This is a genomic window from Meiothermus sp. Pnk-1, from assembly GCF_003226535.1.
In the GTDB taxonomy this organism is placed as follows: domain Bacteria; phylum Deinococcota; class Deinococci; order Deinococcales; family Thermaceae; genus Allomeiothermus.
Genome location: NZ_QKOB01000002.1, coordinates 313,251 through 328,591 on the forward strand (window position 1 = coordinate 313,251; position 15,341 = coordinate 328,591).

A 15,341-nucleotide genomic window follows, 5' to 3' on the forward strand; every position below is an offset into this window, starting at 1 on the left:
GGGCAGGGGGTCGAGAGAGGCCGGGTTGGGCGACGGACCTAGGCCCGGGCCGGGATTCGACGCCGCCGGCTTTTGGTTTGGTATCGTAGGGCTTATGGATAGCCTGGGTATCTACGAAGCTATTCAGCAGACCGTCGCTTTTATTCGCCAGCAGACCGACTTCGTACCCGAGGTGGGCATCGTGCTGGGTTCGGGGCTGGGGCCGCTCGCAGACGAGATCGAGGCCGTGGCCAGCTTTCCCTATGCGGACTTACCGCACTTCCCTCGTTCGACGGCCCCCGGTCACGAGGGAAGGTTGATTTTAGGGAAGCTCGAGGGCAAAAAGGTGCTGGCCTACAAGGGCCGGGTGCATTATTACGAGTCCTACACCGCCGCCGAGGTGGTCTTTCCGGTGCGGGTCGGCTTTTACCTGGGCGCCAAGACCTTCTTCCTGACCTCCGCCGCCGGGGGGCTCAACCCTCACTGGAGGGCCGGAGACCTGATGCTCCACCTCGACTACCTCAACATGGCCGGGATCAACCCGCTCAAGGGTCCTAACGATGAGCGCATGGGGCCACGCTTCCCGGTTATGTTCGACGCTTATGACCCCGAACTCAATGCTTTGGCCCGCAAGGTGGCCCGCGCTCAGGACCTGAGCCTGCGCGAGGGGGTTTATGTCTGGTTTGCCGGGCCCGCCTTCGCCAGCCGAGCCGAGCTGCGCATGTTGCGCCTTCTGGGGGCCGACGCCATCGGCATGAGCATGGTTCCTGAGGTGATTGCCCTGCGCCACCTGGGGGCGAGGGTCTTGGGGTTGTCCACCATTACCGACATGGCCCTCCCCGACTCCACCCACCACGCCACCGAGCAGGAGGTGCTCGAGGTCGCAGCCCGCACCGGAGCTACCTTCCGCAGGTTTGTGCGGGGGATTTTGGCCGCTATGTAGTATGGCCTTACCCCAGGTTCTCGAGCGCATCCAGGCCGCGGCGCGCCGCGCCGGGCGTGACCTTGGAGCCATACGGCTGGTGGCGGTAACCAAGGGACATAGCCCCCAGGAGATCCAGGACAAGGTGCTGCGATACGGGAATTTTCCCTTGGGCGAGTCCCGCGTGCAGGAAGCCCTGCCCAAGATGGCCGCACTTCCGGGGCTCGAGTGGCACCTGATCGGCCCCTTGCAGCGCAACAAGGTCAAGTTCTGCTCGGGTTTTGGCCTCATCCACTCCTTGGATTCGCTCAAGCTGGCCGAATACATGAGCAAGAAAGCCAGGGAGATGGGGCATGCTTTCCGGGTGCTGGTGGAGGTCAACCTGAGCCTCGAGCCGCAAAAACACGGCTTTTGGGAGGGCGAGCTGGCCGAGGTAGTGCCGCGCCTGCGCGAGATGGAAGGGCTCGAGGTGCAGGGGCTTATGACCGTCGCCCCCTATACCGAAGACCCCCGGACGGTGAGGCCCCTTTTCGCCCAGCTTTCCCGCCTGGCCGACCGCTTTGACCTGCCCGAGCGCAGCATGGGCATGTCCGGCGATTTCGAAGTGGCGGTGGAGGAGGGGGCCACCTTGGTACGGATCGGCCGCGCGTTGTTCGAGTAGATGGGGGCGCTTTACAGAAAGCCAAGCGCTTCGGGCGTATAATACGCGTAGCGGTGTTTTTGTGGCTAGCCGGTGTGGTAGGTTGAAATATGCCGGATAAGGTGGACGACTCTATCGAAACGGTGATCGCGACCCTGCCGGGGGTACAGACCCAGCTTACTGCGCTCGACGTGCGCTACCAAGAATTCAAGCGGGGGATGCGGGGCTATGTGGTGGCGGACGTGCGGGAGTACCTGGGACGGGTCGCCGACCAGCTCGGAGCGCTCCTGGAGCAGAACGAGGCCCTGCGGACTAGGATCCGTACCCTCGAGGCCGAGCTTGCCGAGGCCAAGGAGGGCGAGGCCGAGCTGCGCCGTGCGGTGGTGGCCGCCGAGCGCATCGCCCGCGAGATCAAGGCCCAGGCCGAGCGGGACGCCGAGTTGATCAAAAAAGAGGCCGAGTCGGCCCGCGAGGTCTCGTTACAGGAAGTGGTAGCCGAGATGAAGCGGGTCCGGGTGGAGATCGAACAGCTCAAGAACGAGCGCGACCTGTTTGTCTCGCAGTTCAGGGCGCTGCTGGAGGGTTACCTAAGCTCGCTGGAGAAATACCGGCGCTAACTTGCCCTCAGCGCACCACCCCCAGGCGGGCCAGCAGGCTCAGTAGGCCCTCGCGCCAGTAGTAGCTCGCGCTGAAGCTGCCGCGCACCGGGTAACCCTCGGCGTTGAGCCCCAGGCTTTGGGCTAGGTAGAGGGCCCGCGGTAAGTGGGGCTCGTCGGTCACCACGACGATGCCCTGCTTGCCCACCAGGCCTTTGATGTTGCTGAGGTTTTGCCAGGTGCTCTGGCTTTGGGTCTCGCAACGCAAAGCGGTGGGAGGAACCCCCCGGTCCCTCAGGTAACGGCAGCCTACCTCGCCCTCGCTGTAGCGATCCCCCGGCCGCTTGCCCCCGGTCACGATGATGCCCGGGGCGAGGTGATGGCGGTACAGGCGCAGGGCCACCTCGAGGCGGCCTTTGAGGATGGGGCTGGGGCGACCGTTGTACTGGGCGGCCCCCAGCACCACGATCCAGCCGGGAGGGGCACCGTGTCCGTATTGAGGGGCCTGGGCCCATCCCAGGGTCACGGCCAGGAGCAGGGCCAGGATGCGCAGACCAACCACCGCTAACCTCTTACAACAGCTTAGCCTCTTTTAGGGCCAACAGCAGCTCATTTGGGCTTCCAAACCGGGGCGAGAGATCGGCGTTGGTAGGGGTCGCCAGGAAAAAAGCCCGTATCCCGGCTTGCTGGGCAGCTTGTTGGTCGGCCCAGGAATCCCCCACGAAAATCGCTTGGCGCCTGTCCAGGGCGAAGTGCTCGAGCGCTTTGAGCAGGAGATCGGGAGCAGGTTTGGGCGGCCCGTCCTCGCGGGTGAGGACCAGGTCAAAGCGCAGGCGGTGCTTGGCCAGGACGGTGGCGGTGCTCTCGCGGTGGTTGTTGGTGATGAGGGCGGTGTACACCTTGCCCTCGCGCAGCGCCGCCAGCAGCTCCTCCACCCCCGCTCGCAGCAGGGCCGATTGCGAAAGGGCCAGTTCCATGGCTTGGAACTCCTCGAGAATGGCCTGTCGTTCCGCCGCGGGGTAGTGGCGCACTCCCTCGATCACCAGCCGGTCTAGCGGGAGCCCCCACTTGCGCTTGAAGCCCAGGAGGGGAGAGGGGTGCCGGGGCTCGAGCAGGGTATCGTCCATGTCGAAGAAAACCGCGCGCACGGAAGATATCCTAACCGATGCGCGGCGTACAGGGCGAATGTGATCTTCCTCAAGGCCGGGCTGAAGGGGCGTGTTATCCTTGGAGAAGAGCGTGGACAGAATCCTCGGACGTACCAACGGACTCAAACCCAGCCAGCTCCGACAACTCGCCAACCTCTACCGCCGCCGGATTCCGGCGGGACGCTTGCTTAATGCCGAGCTGGCGCGGACGCTGGCCCACCTTTCCGCCGAGCTCCATAAGCCCATCGCCTTGCTGATGGACCGTCAGGGGCACGTGCTGCGGGTAGCGGTGGGCGACGCCAAAGAGATGCCCATGCCGCAGATGGCCTACGTAGAGACGCGCCTGAGCGGTTACCGGCTCCTGCATACGCATCTCGGCGGTGGGGGGTTATCGCGCCCCGACCTCACCACCCTCTTTCTCAACCGCCTGGATGTGCTGGCGGCTTTGGATGTGGACGTGAAAAGTGGCCTTCCGGGGCAGTTGCATATCGCTCAGCTTTCCCCCCCCGGCGCCCTCGAGGAAGACTGGCAGATCCTCCCCTCGAAGCCTTACCACGACTACCTGGAGTGGGACCTGACCGGGGCCACGGCGGCGCTGGAGGAGGAGCTGGCCCGTCGCTCGCGCACCTACGAACTCCAGGATGGGGCCGGGGAGCGGGCCATCCTGGTGGGGGTAGACCGGGGCGAAGGGGTACAGGCCGAGGTGGACCTGTCGGAGCTGGCCGAGCTGGCCCGCACCGCCGGGGCTGTTGCCGTCCACAAGGAACTGGTGTTCCGCCCTGGCCTGGACCCGCGTTACGCGGTGGGTCGGGGTAAGCTCGAGGAGCTGCAAAGCCGGGCCTACCACGAAAACGCGGGAACCTTGATCTTTGGGATTGACCTCACCCCCGCCCAGGCCCGCGAGATCGAGGCGGTCACGGGCTTGAAGGTGTTGGACCGTACTCAGCTCATCCTCGACATCTTCGCCCAGCACGCCCGCAGCCCCGAGGCCAAGGCCCAGGTCGAGCTGGCCCAGCTCAAGTATCTTTTGCCGCGGCTGGTGGGCAAGGGCAAGGAGCTCTCTCGGTTGGGAGGTGGCATCGGTACGCGGGGGCCGGGCGAGACCAAGCTCGAGGTAGACCGCCGCCGCCTGCAAGAGCGCATCACCCTCCTCTCCGATAAACTGCGCGAGATTGCGGGCCGCCGCCAGGAGACCCGCCGCGCCCGCGAGCGGGCTGGGCTTCCGGTGGTGGCGGTAGTCGGCTACACCAACGCCGGGAAGACCACCCTCATGCAGGCCTTGGCCAAGAACGGGGATGCCGGCGAAGACAAGCTCTTCGCCACCTTGCGCCCGCTGACCCGCCGGGGCTTTGTGCCGGGCGTCGGAGAGGTGCTCTACACCGACACCGTGGGCTTTATCCGGCACATGCCCGAAGAGCTGGTAGAAGCCTTCCGCTCTACGCTCGAGGAGCTGCGCGAGGCGGATCTGCTCTTGCACGTGCTGGATGCCTCGAGCGAGGGAGCCCTGGAGCGGCACGCGGTGGTAGAAGAGCTGCTGGGGAGGTTGGAGGTTGAAGTCCCCCGGGTGTTGGTTCTCGCCAAGGCCGACAAGGTTGGGGGATATGACCTCGAGTTCGTTAGAGAGCGCCTGGGGGGGATTCCCGTCTCGGCGGTAAAGGGCACGGGCCTGCTCCAGCTCAAGGAGCAGATCGCCGCTCGGCTGCTCTCGAGCGGGGTGCGCCCGGCAGGGTGGGCCAGGGCCAATGCCTGGGTGTCCTGAGCCCGCTAGCGGATGCTGAACCCCCTAAGCCCGGTGGATTTGCTCCACTGCACGTCCAGGCCGGTTACTCGGGAGAGCCTAGGGCCTTGGCGCAGAAATTCCAGGAATTGTTCGAGCTCTTCCCTTGGCCCTTCGGCCACCACCTCCACCCGCCCGTCGCTCAGGTTCTCGGCGTAGCCACATAGGCCCAGTTCCATTGCCCGCTGGCGGGCGTAGGCCCGGTAGCCCACGCCCTGCACCGTTCCCGTCACCAGCACCACGATCCGCTCCATCGGAAATTAGCCTATGGCATGTTGCCAATTTTTGGCTCCCCCCCCGGCTAGCGCCGCGGAAGAAACCCACCTAGGTTTCCCTCACGCTTTCCCAGTAAGCTATACAGGATGCGCTTTCGGCGCTTCTGGCCTCTGCTAATCCTTTTGGCGCTGGTGTCGCTTCCCGCAGCGCCGCCCCTGTTGGATTTACTGCTCAAACAGGGCCTGGCGGCGGCGGGGTTCCAGGGCCGGTGGACAGGGATCTCCGGGTATGTGTTCACCGGCCTTCGCCTGAAGGAGGGAGAGCTCCAAGGGCCGGGGATTAGGGTAAGGGCCCAGGAAGTCACGATCAGCTATCAGCTTTTCGGATTGCTGCGGCGTGAGCTGCCGTTGCGCATCCGGGTGAGGGGCGGGACCGTCAACCTGGAGTGGGATCGGCTGATTCCGGAGAAGCCCACCCAGCAACCGCCGCCCCCCTTTCGGCTGAGGGTAGAGCAGCTCGACCTCGAGCACGTGGAGGCCACCATCGCCCAGGGGCAGCGCCTTCCCATTCCCAAGCTGCGGCTTAGCCTCGGGGGCCGAGGCCCAGAATACGGCTTCCGCGCCCAGACCCCCGACGGGGCGATCAAAGGGACGGTCAAACGCACCGGCCTCGAGTTCGAGTCGTGGGAGATCCGCTTTGCTGGGGAGGTGCGGGCCGCCCGCTTCTGGTATCCGGGCCTCGAGGGGGGGAGGCTCGAGGGGACCTGGAAGCTCGGCCCCCAGGGCGTATTCGGCGACAACTACGTCCGTGGCGGGCGGATCAGGATCCCTGGGGTGCCCTTTCTCGCCGAGGGGGTAGAAGGGCCGATCGGTTTCGCGAAGGATCAGGTCACCGCCCGCCTCGAGGGGCGAACCCTGGACGGGCCGGTGTGGGCCACGGTGCGGGTGGACATCGCCGGGCGGCGCTATTCCTTCCACGTCGAGGGGACCCCCAGCCTCCCGGCCCTGGCCAAGAGCTACGGCTTGAGCCTGCCGGTGGAGGGCCGGGGGCCGCTTGTGCTCGACGGCGAAGGGTGGGAGAGGGTGCGGCTCAAGGGGCAGTTCCGCGGGGAGGGGGCGCTGACCGGCGAGCCCCTGGTGTACGCGGGGGATTTGGCCCTGGATAGGGCCTTCACCCTGCAAACCCAGGTGCGGGGGCGGTTTTTCGACCGGGAGTACCGGGCTGGCGTGAGCCTCGAGGGCGCCCACTACCGGGTCAACCTGACCGATAACTTCGGCAGCCAGCTCGCCTTACAAGGTGCAGGCGACCGGGCCAGCGGTGAGGGCAGCCTGGTGTGGCCGGTGCCGCTCAAGGGTAGGGCCCAACTGGTGTTCGACCTCGGGCGAGGCCGCTGGAACCTGGGGGTCCGGTCGCCGGGCGTGGGGTTTCCCCTGGCCCAGCCCCTCGACCTCTCGGGCCGCCTGCAGGGGGAAGGGAACCGAGTCAGCGGTGCACTGGGGCCGGTGGGGTTAGCGGGAAGCTGGGAGAACCTGGCCTTGGTGGTGCGCAGGCTGCCGCTGGTGGTGGGGGAGGTGGAGGGGAGCGGAAGCCTGCGCGGGGGGCGCTTATCCGCCGACCTCGCGTACACCTCGCCCTACGCCTCGTTCCCCCTGGCGGTGCGCCAGCAGGGCACGGCCTGGTTGCTCCGCTCGCCCCACGCCTGGGGGCGCTACGAGGGGGGTGTCTTCACCCTGGGCGTAGACGGCCAGCCGCTCACCCTGCTCGAGCCCCTCCAGCTTTTCGGGAAGGCGGTGTACCGCGACAACACCCTCTCCGGCGACTGGCGGCTGGTGGGGGAGCGGCTCGAGGTCCGCGGGGTGATCGAGGACCTGGCGACCCGCTTCGGCGGCGTGGTGCGCACCCCGGTGGGAACCCTGCCCCTCTCGGGCCGAGCCGATTCCGGCGGGGTGCAAGCACGGCTCTCGACCCTTAGCGTCACGGCGGGCGCCGGGGGGGTGCGGGTGCAGGGGCCGCTCGAGCTCAAGCTGGCCCCCGGCCTCGAGGTCTCCCTCCGCAGCGACCTCACCTACCAAAACGGGGAATTCTCCGGCACCGCCACCGCCGTCACCCCCTACCTGTCGGCGCGGCTGGAGGGCCGGGGCCAGGGCCTCTGGGTGACTACCCAGGGCTACGCCGAGCTTTCCGGGCCGGTTTTCCCCGACCCCCGGCTTTCCGGGCGGCTCACCCTGCCGAGCTTGGGGGCGGTGCAGATCCCCAACCTGCCCGCGCGCGTCACCCGCGACGGGGTCACCCTCGGCGAGAGCCGGGTGGACTTCAAACCTGGGCTTCCCTTCCGGGTGCTGTTACCGGCGCGGATCGGCGGCATCCCGGTCACCCTGCGGGGGACGGGAAACCTGGAGGGGGGCGACCTCGCGCTCCGGCTTCCCTGGGGCGAGGTGCGGGGTAGCGGGGACTGGCGCGACCTAAAGGTGACGGGCGAACTGGCCCACGCGCCGCTAGGGCAAGGTCAGCTGAGCGGTTCGGCGAACCTCTTCGAGGGGAGCTATGCCCTGCGCCTGACGGTGCCCAAGCTGGGCGGCGCCCTGCGGGTCTTCGGCAAGGGGGCCAGCCTGACCTACGCCGGAAGCTTCCAGGACGGGCGTTTGGAGGTCTCCGGAGCATACCGGGCGGGGGCCGGGCGGGAGGCGCTGGAGGGTCTCAGGCTGTGGGTCAAGGCGAGGGATGTTGACCTCACGCCCTTGGGCATCCCCTTCCGGCTCAGCGGGACCTGGGGGGATGGCGGCGGCCTGCTCCGCACCCAGACGGATTTCGGGGACTTCGAGGCGCGGGGGCAGGGCCTCCTGGGGCCGCTCGAGGTGCGCGGCGCGGGGGAGTGGGGCCGCCTCCGGGGTACCCTGGACGCCGAGCGGATCTCGGCCATAGCCCAGGTCACACTTCCCGCGCTCGAAGGGCAGGTGCGCCTGGCCGGACCTTGGAGCAACCTCGAGCTGCTGGGGCAGGGCCGCTATGACCTGCCCTACCTCGAGCAGGCCGGGTGGCGGCTCGAGGCCAACCTCAACCGGCAGACCTGGCGGCTTTCCGGGCCGCTGGAGCTTTCGGGGCAGGGGCTCGAATACCGTGGCCGGATCGTGCGCTGGGGCTACCGGGTAGCGGGCGAGGGGGGCGAGCTCAGCGGGCAGGTCGGCGGGGAAGGAACCAAAATCCGGGCCGAGCTCCAGACCACCTACCGGGGGGTTCCCCTGGCGGTTTCAGCCCGCACGGATCGCCTCGAGGTCCGGGCCGTGCAAGCCGACCTGCGGCTGCCCGAGGGGGAGGCGCACCTCGCCGAGGGGAAGGTAAGCTTCGACCTCGAGACCGCCCCTATCGCCAGGGCGTTCAGCCTTCCGGTCGTTGGGCGGCTCGCCGGATGGCTGGAGGTGGAAGGATTGCTGCGCGGCGACCGCCGCCCGCCGCCGGGTGAGGCCAAAGGCCGCCTCAAAGCCTGGGGCGAGAGCGTGGACCTCGCCTACCAGGGCCGCCAGCTGCGGGTCTTCCTGCCCGAGCGAAACGTAGGGGTTAACGCCGAGATCGGGGATCAGATCCGGCTGGAGGCGCTGGGCGACCTCTCCGGGGGGGTTCGGCTCGAGCCCGATCTACAGGGCGAGCTGCGCTACGCCGTCGGAGGCAATACCTTTACCGCCCATCTCGCCGGAACCCTGCAAACCCCACGGGTGCAGGCCGAGGCGGTAGGCGCTTGGGGGCAGGCGGTGGCCCAGATTGCAGCCGACCTGAAGGAGCAGACGGCCCGCGGCACGCTCGAGGTGCGCACCCCCTGGGCCGACGCCGGGGTGGTCTTTCACAGCGAGAAAACCCGCTACGCTGCGGCAGGGAACCTAAGGAGCAAACAGTACCTCGAGCAGGCCGGGCCGCTGTACCTGGAGGGGGAGGGCCTGGCCTGGGAGCTCGACTGGAAGGCCCCCCTGGGCGTGCAGGCGGAGGGCCGGGGCCTGGACTTCGAGCAAGTCCGGCTCTTCGGGGCGAACTCGGTGAAGGTCGCAGTGCAGCCGCAACCGCGGCCCGGCGATACCGGGGCTCGAGAGCGCAACTTCGACCTCCGGGGCGACCTCACCTACCGCCGGGCGGGTGGGACCTTCACCGGGCAGATGGCGGTCTCGAGCCCGGGGATCCGGCTCGACCTGCGCGGGGAGGGGAGGCGGTTATGGGCCGAGGGCGAGGCTTTCGGGGTGCAGCTGGCGGTCAACGGCGACGACCAGGGGAACCTGGGGGGAAGCCTCAGCTACACGCGTGTCTTGGGCCCCAGCCGCCTCGAGGTCGGCGGAGAGCTCTCGGGAAACCTCCAGGCCCCTAAGCTGGAGGGCCGGGGCTTGGTGCGGGGCCAGGGGAAGGTGATCGCCCTGCGCTTCAGCCACGCCGGAAAATTCTTCGCCCGGGCCGAGGGGGAGGGGGTGGACATCCGGGTGCAGGGCCCGGATTTGCTACAGGCCGGAGCCCTGGAAAACATCCGCTTGAGTGCGCACCTCGATGCTGACCTGGAGCCTTTCACCGGGGTCCCGGTACACCTGCGCACCCAGGCCGAGGGCCCCTGGCAGACCCTGGTCTTTCCCGTCGTGGTGAGCGGTTTCGATGCCCAGGCCACCGGCGAGGCCCGCCTTGACCCTCTTCAGGCCCGGCTCGAGGGCGTCTACCGGGGTCAGGGATTCCGGGTGATCTACCGGGACGGCCTCTCCGCAGAACTGACCGGGCCGTATCTGCGCGGGACCGTTCGCTGGGGCGAGGCGGGGCCGGCTGGGGAGGTGGCGGTGGAGTTTCCCTTGCCTGGTGGGGGTTTGCGCGGCCAGGCCGATCTAGCCCGCGCCGAGGCCGAGCTGAAGGGCTTTGGCGATTGGCGCGGCGCGCTCTCGGCGCGGCTGCCAGGAGGCTGGCGCGAGCCGGCACGGATCCGGCTCGAGGCCGACCTTGCGGGGCGGGTAGAGCTCCAGGGAGACCTCCAGGTCGAGCTTTCGCCCCGGGCGCTGGCGGGGCAGATGGTGGGGAGATACCCTGGGTGGGGCAGCGCACGGCTCGAGGGGAGGGGGACTCAGGTGCAGATCCGGGGGCAGGAGGAGCTAGCCCCCCTCACCGCGACCCTCGACCTAGCCTCGTTGCGCCTCAACTGGAGCTACGCTGGGGAGTTGCCCCAGGGGTTAGGTCGGCTCCGGGCCAGGGGGACCTACCCTGGGACTTGGCTCTCGGGTGAGTACCAAAACTTCGGCAAAACCTTGCTCCTGCGGGGCGAGGGAGAGCGGCTACAGGTCTCGGGCGGGGGGCTCCAGGGCCAGCTGGACCCCCAAGGGCCCTCCCTGCGGCTGCAAGACTTCACCCTGGGCCCGGCGGTGCTCAGCGGTACGGCAGCAGGGACGTGGTCGGCCCTCGACTTCAACCTCGCGTGGCAAGCGCTAGGCCGTGCAGGGGAGGTGCGTGGCCGTTATGGCGAGGGCCGTTTGCAGGCCAGTCTCCTTGGGGACGTAGCCGGTCAGGTGCTGCGGGGGCCGAGCTGGTCGGGGCGTCTTCGCATTCGTGAGGGAGAGCTACAGCTCTCGGGTTCGGAGGCGGTCCCTCGGGTGAGCGGGGAGTTCTTTGGGCTCCAGGCCAGGCTGGATTACCCCCTCCTGGAGCTGGCCACCCCCCGCGGGGAGAACCTGGGCGTGAACCTCCTGACCCGCCAGGCCCAGGGCCACCTGACCTATCAGGGCGTCGAGGTGGAGGGCTCGGAGGACAAGCTCACCGCCGGGTATCCCCTGGCGGATGGGCGTTTGCAGGCCGAACTCGACCTCAATACCCTGGCCCTCACCCTGAGCGCCCCCGACCTGGGGCAGGGCAGCCTCCGCTACACCGCTGGGGGGCTCGAGGGGGAACTCGGCGCCCGGCTGTATGGGGTGGACCTGACCCTGCGGGGGGCGGGCCAAAGGCTTTACTTAAGCGGGAGCCATCCGGCGAGCGACTGGATCTCCTGGGGCGCGGGCCGTTTCGAGGGGGAAGTAGGGCTTTCCGCCGATTGGAGCCTCAGCTACCAAGGGGAGGGGCAGACCTTCCAGGCCAAAGGGCGCGGGCTCGAGGGCCAGCTCCAGGCCCAGGGCCGCTGGGTCCAGGGCGAGCTGGCTTACCGCGGGGATTGGACGGGTGCGCTCGAGCTCGACATACCCCTCCAGCCGCTAGAATCCCGGCTCAAGGGTGAGCTTGCGGCCCGGAGCCCCTTGCAGGTGAGCGCGGTGCTCTCCGGAGCCATCGGCCAGATCAACTTGAACGCCCGGCTCGATGGCGGTGTGCCGGTGGCCCGGGCCGAGATGGCCCGCGTGGCCCTAGAGGATCTGCCCTGGCTACACCCGGTGGTGCCCTACCTGAGCGGGCGGGTCAGCGGGGCGGTGGACTATCGTGAGGGAAGGCTATCCCTTTCCTTGCAAGCCCAGGCGTTGCGGGTGAAGGGGGATGAGACCCCGCTCTCGATGCAGTTGGCGGCCACCTGGGGGGGCGCTCAGGCCAGGGGCGAGCTGCGCTTGGGCAAGAGCACCGCCCAGCTCGCGTTGGGCCAGGGTCAGCTTAAGGGGCGGGTACAGGCGGTGAATTTCCCGTTGCACTGGTTTCTTGCCGCCTGGGCGGGCGAACTCAAAGGACAAGCCTTCTGGACCGGCGAGGCCAGCTTCCGCTACAACTTCCTCGATCCCTGGGCTTCGCAGGGGTTGCTGGTAGGAGAGCGGCTGCGCTTTGAAGGCGGGGGCGATGCTTTGACCGGGCAGGCGGTGCTGCGCTACGAGAAGGAGCGCTTGGATATTGACAAACTGGACCTCTTTGGCAAAGGCACCTGGCGGGGAGAGGGCTACTGGAGCCGCAAAGGAGGAAGCCGCCTCCAGCTCGACCTACAAAACACCTCCTTCACCCCGGTGCTGCAGGTGATCCCCCCCTTAAAGCCCTTCTCTCCCGAGGGCAGCGGTACCCTGCGGCTGAGCTCGGATGGAAACCAATTCGCGCTCGAGCTGGAAAGGTTCCGATTCAAGCTGGGGCCGGTGGTGGGGGAGTTCCCCCAGGCCCGCCTGCGGCTAGGCGAGACCGCGACGGCGGAGGGAACCCTCAACCTCGAGGCGCCCTACCCGGCTCAGGCCCGGCTTTCCGGGGAGGGGAACCTCGAGAGCTTCGTGGTGCGGGCTCGAGGGAGCGCGCAGATTCCCCTTTTGGAACCCAACCAGCCCCTCAGCGTGGAGTTCCGTTACCCCGGTTATGTCACTACCGTCTCCACCGAGACTGCGACCCTCTCCGGTACGGTGTTCCCGCTGGCGATGGGCTTTTACGGGGAGATCCCGGTGAGCGCCCCTCGTTACTACTTGCAAGAAGGGCGGGTGCGGGTCAACGGATCGCTCAACCAAGAGGGGGGGCTCTTCAAGCTACGGGGGAACGTGGAGGTGCTGCGGGCCCGGCTGGCCCTACCCAGCGGGCAGCAGGAAGTCGCGGTGCCGGTGGGGGATTCTTCCAAGCCCGCCCCCCCAGGAAACCCCTCCGAGGCCGCCCCGCTGGAGTTCGTCAACCTGCGGATTACCGCGGAGCGCGGTATCCTTTTCCAGGAAGCCTTGGCCCAAGGAGAGTTGGCTGGAGACGTGTACCTCAACGGTACCCTCTCAGACCCCTTCCTGAGCGGGGAGGTGCGCCCCTTGCGGGGTGAGGTGCGGCTGTGGAATAACGTGTTTACCCTGCTTGAGAGCGTTCCCGACGAGGGCGGGGAGTTCCGTAGCGTGGCCGCCTTTAGCCCCGATCAGGGGGTTTTCCCCGTGGTGAGCGTGGTGGCCGGCGCTTCCCAGATCCGTGATCAGGCCAGTGGGGCAACTTACAATGTGCTGCTCAAGCTGCGGGGGCGCTTCGTGCGCGAGGGGGGTCAGGCCCGGTTTGCGGTAGACCAGGGGTATCCGCAGCTTGTCGCCACCGGGGTCTCGGGGCAGGCCGCAGCGCTTTCCCAGGCTCAGATCTATACCCTCCTCACCCTGGGGCGCAGCGATTTGGAGAACGTTCCGGCGAGCTTGGTGCAGTCCGGTTTGCAAGCCGCTTTGCAGAACTTCCTGTTCGGCCAGCTCGAGCGCGAACTGGCCAAGGCGCTGGGGCTCGAGCAGCTCCGCATCGATGTGCCGAACTTTAGCGGAGGCGATTTCCGCTTGGAGAACACCAGCTTGAGCTTTGGCATCCGCATCGCCCCCGAGGTGCTGCTGAGCACCACCTTCGCCTTTACCGGGGAGGGGATCATCACGGCGGAGTACCGGCTGGATGGTTTTACCTTTACCGTGGGCACCAAGTTCGTCTCCGAGACCACCGGCGTCAAGCTCAGGCCTGAGTTTTCGTTGGGCTACGCGATCTTGCCCAACCTGGACCTTAGCCTCTTTGTGCGGGACGATACCAAACCCGGCGGCGACTCGGACGTGCGCTTTGGCCTGGGGTTAAACCTGCGCTTTTGATGGCGGGGCTTCCGTCGAGGGAGCGGGCAGGCTTTCCTCGAGCACCCGCTCGGCTAAGCGTTCCCCGGCCTCGGCAAAGGGGTGGAAGATCAGGCGGGCTCCGGCGGCCTCGAGCACCGCATCCTCCTCCAGGTGGTAGCTGGTAGCGGCGATCTGCCCCGCAAACCTCCGGCGGCGCAGTCCCTCCAGGGCCCGCACCTTGGACTCGAGGTCGGGTAGGGTGAGGAGCACCCCTTTGAGCCCCTCGAGCTCCAACCGCTCCCACAGCTCGGGGTCCTCGGCGTCGCCGTAGAGTACCCGGCGGCCCTTGGCCCGGTGCCGCTCGAGCTTGTCGGGGTCGGAGTCGAGGCCCACCACCCGCTCACCCCGGCTCTCCAAGAGCTTGTAGGCGGCGCCCCCAGTACGGCCCATTCCCACCACCAGCCATCCGGCCTCGCCCAGCGAGGTTGGCTCCTCGTCGGGGTGGCGGCCTTTGCGCTCGAGGCGCGATAGCCAGGGCTCGAGGCGGGCGTAGATGCGGTGGGCTACTCGGTTGAGTGGGGCGGCCACGGCCAGGGAGGAGGCGACCGCCACCGCCAGTACCCGGCCCCAGCTCTCCTCCAGGCGGCCCGATTCGATGAGCGGGGCGGCGACGATCAAGGCGAACTCGCTGTAGCTGGAGAGGGCGATGGCGGTTACGAAAGCGGTTCGCGCCCGCAGGCCGAACGCCACGAACAGGGCGAAAAAGATCAAGCCTTGCAGCGGCAGCAGCAGCAAAAGCTCCAGCCCCACCAGCAGCTCGCGCAAGGTGGGTAGCCCGGCCAGCCCGATGTTGAGGAAGAAGGCCACCAAAAAAGCCTCCTTCAGCCCCCACAGGGTTCGCGAAAGCTCGGTGGTCTGGGGGTGCCCGGCCAGCACCGCCCCGAAGAGGAGCGCCCCCAGCTCCGGCGAGATGCCCACCCGCTGGGCTATGCTGCCCCCGGCCAGGGCCAGCCCCAGCCCGAACAGCAGCAAAAGCTCGTCGTGGCCGCTCTTGGCCAGGAGCCAGGATACCAGTGGGCGCAACAGGGGCAGCGCCAGCAGGGCCAGTGCCCAGGGGCTTGGGGTTTTCACCCCGGCGAAGGCCAGCAGGGCCACCGCCACCAGGTCTTGCAGGATCAGGATGCCGACGGCTACCCGCCCGTGATAGCTGCTGAGTTCGCGTTTGTCCTCGAGCACCTTGATGGCCAGAACGGTGCTCGAGAAGGCCAGGCTCAACCCCAGATACACCGCTGCCTGACCGCCCAAGCTGAACGCCAGCGGAACCGCGATGAGGCTTCCCACCAACAGCAGGTGGAGCCCACCTCCCCCTAACACTTCAAGCTGGACCAGGCTGACCGGTCGCAGCTTGAGCCCCACCGTGAACAAAAGCAGCAGCACCCCGATCTCGCCCAGGTAGTGCAGGACCTCCCCGCTATGGATATCGAACGCGGCGAGGGCGAACCCAGCGGCCAGGTAGCCCACCAAAGGAGGAAGCCCGAATCGGCTTCCCAACAATCCCAAAGCAAACGCGGCGCCTACCCAAAGGGCTTCCATTCCGCCCAGTCTGGGGTTTACACGACGGGCGCGTCAAG

9 protein-coding genes are annotated in these 15,341 nt (G+C 67.7%); 5 read left to right on the forward strand and 4 right to left on the reverse strand.

Annotated elements, in window-relative coordinates; translation table 11 throughout:
* Positions 1 to 94: 94 nt before the first annotated feature.
* The 3 genes from DNA98_RS04295 to DNA98_RS04305 all read left to right on the forward strand — a co-directional run bounded on the left by DNA98_RS04295 (position 95) and on the right by DNA98_RS04305 (position 2,158).
* Positions 95 to 922, forward strand: a complete 828-nt coding sequence (locus DNA98_RS04295; protein ID WP_110526236.1) for a purine-nucleoside phosphorylase — start codon at positions 95 to 97, stop codon at positions 920 to 922.
* A 1-nt stretch (position 923) separates the two neighbouring features.
* Positions 924 to 1,562, forward strand: coding sequence for a YggS family pyridoxal phosphate-dependent enzyme (locus DNA98_RS04300; protein ID WP_110526239.1), 639 nt, complete (start codon positions 924 to 926; stop codon positions 1,560 to 1,562).
* A gap of 89 nt (positions 1,563 to 1,651) precedes the next feature.
* A complete protein-coding gene (locus DNA98_RS04305) occupies positions 1,652 to 2,158 on the forward strand; it encodes a DivIVA domain-containing protein (RefSeq protein WP_110526242.1) in 507 nt (168 codons plus the stop codon).
* A 7-nt stretch (positions 2,159 to 2,165) separates the two neighbouring features.
* On the opposite strand, the gene DNA98_RS04310 is transcribed toward DNA98_RS04305, so the two are convergent.
* Both DNA98_RS04310 and DNA98_RS04315 read right to left on the reverse strand, forming a co-directional pair.
* Entirely contained in the window at positions 2,166 to 2,699 is a 534-nt protein-coding gene (locus DNA98_RS04310; RefSeq protein WP_110526245.1) for a YdcF family protein, read from the reverse strand.
* 10 nt (positions 2,700 to 2,709) lie between these two features.
* Complete coding sequence (locus DNA98_RS04315; RefSeq protein WP_110526248.1) at positions 2,710 to 3,285, reverse strand: HAD family hydrolase; 576 nt, start codon at positions 3,283 to 3,285, stop codon at positions 2,710 to 2,712.
* A 91-nt stretch (positions 3,286 to 3,376) separates the two neighbouring features.
* On the opposite strand from DNA98_RS04315, the gene hflX reads away from it, so the two are divergent.
* Complete coding sequence (gene hflX / locus DNA98_RS04320) at positions 3,377 to 5,044, forward strand: GTPase HflX (protein WP_110526251.1); 1,668 nt, start codon at positions 3,377 to 3,379, stop codon at positions 5,042 to 5,044.
* Between the two features lie 5 nt (positions 5,045 to 5,049).
* Here the strand turns inward: hflX and DNA98_RS04325 are convergent, their stop codons facing one another.
* Positions 5,050 to 5,316: an acylphosphatase gene (locus DNA98_RS04325; protein WP_110526254.1), complete on the reverse strand. Its 267-nt coding sequence runs from the start codon at positions 5,314 to 5,316 to the stop codon at positions 5,050 to 5,052.
* Positions 5,317 to 5,424: 108 nt separating this feature from the next.
* Between DNA98_RS04325 and DNA98_RS04330 the strand changes: the two genes are divergently transcribed.
* Positions 5,425 to 13,749, forward strand: a complete 8,325-nt coding sequence (locus DNA98_RS04330) for a translocation/assembly module TamB domain-containing protein (protein ID WP_110526257.1) — start codon at positions 5,425 to 5,427, stop codon at positions 13,747 to 13,749.
* On the opposite strand, the gene DNA98_RS04335 is transcribed toward DNA98_RS04330, so the two are convergent.
* The gene (locus DNA98_RS04335) at positions 13,732 to 15,303 is read right to left on the reverse strand and encodes a cation:proton antiporter family protein (protein WP_110526260.1); all 1,572 of its coding nucleotides are present in this window, start codon (positions 15,301 to 15,303) and stop codon (positions 13,732 to 13,734) included. The two genes, DNA98_RS04330 and DNA98_RS04335, sit on opposite strands and share 18 nt — an antisense overlap.
* Positions 15,304 to 15,341: the final 38 nt, after the last annotated feature.

Coding starts and splice junctions, on each gene's coding strand:
- DNA98_RS04335 (WP_110526260.1), bottom strand. CDS start 15,303: ATGGAAGCCCTTTGGGTAGGCGCCGCGTTTGCTTTGGGATTGTTGGGA.
- DNA98_RS04300 (WP_110526239.1), top strand. CDS start 924: ATGGCCTTACCCCAGGTTCTCGAGCGCATCCAGGCCGCGGCGCGCCGC.
- DNA98_RS04305 (WP_110526242.1), top strand. CDS start 1,652: ATGCCGGATAAGGTGGACGACTCTATCGAAACGGTGATCGCGACCCTG.
- DNA98_RS04330 (WP_110526257.1), top strand. CDS start 5,425: ATGCGCTTTCGGCGCTTCTGGCCTCTGCTAATCCTTTTGGCGCTGGTG.
- DNA98_RS04295 (WP_110526236.1), top strand. CDS start 95: ATGGATAGCCTGGGTATCTACGAAGCTATTCAGCAGACCGTCGCTTTT.
- DNA98_RS04325 (WP_110526254.1), bottom strand. CDS start 5,316: ATGGAGCGGATCGTGGTGCTGGTGACGGGAACGGTGCAGGGCGTGGGC.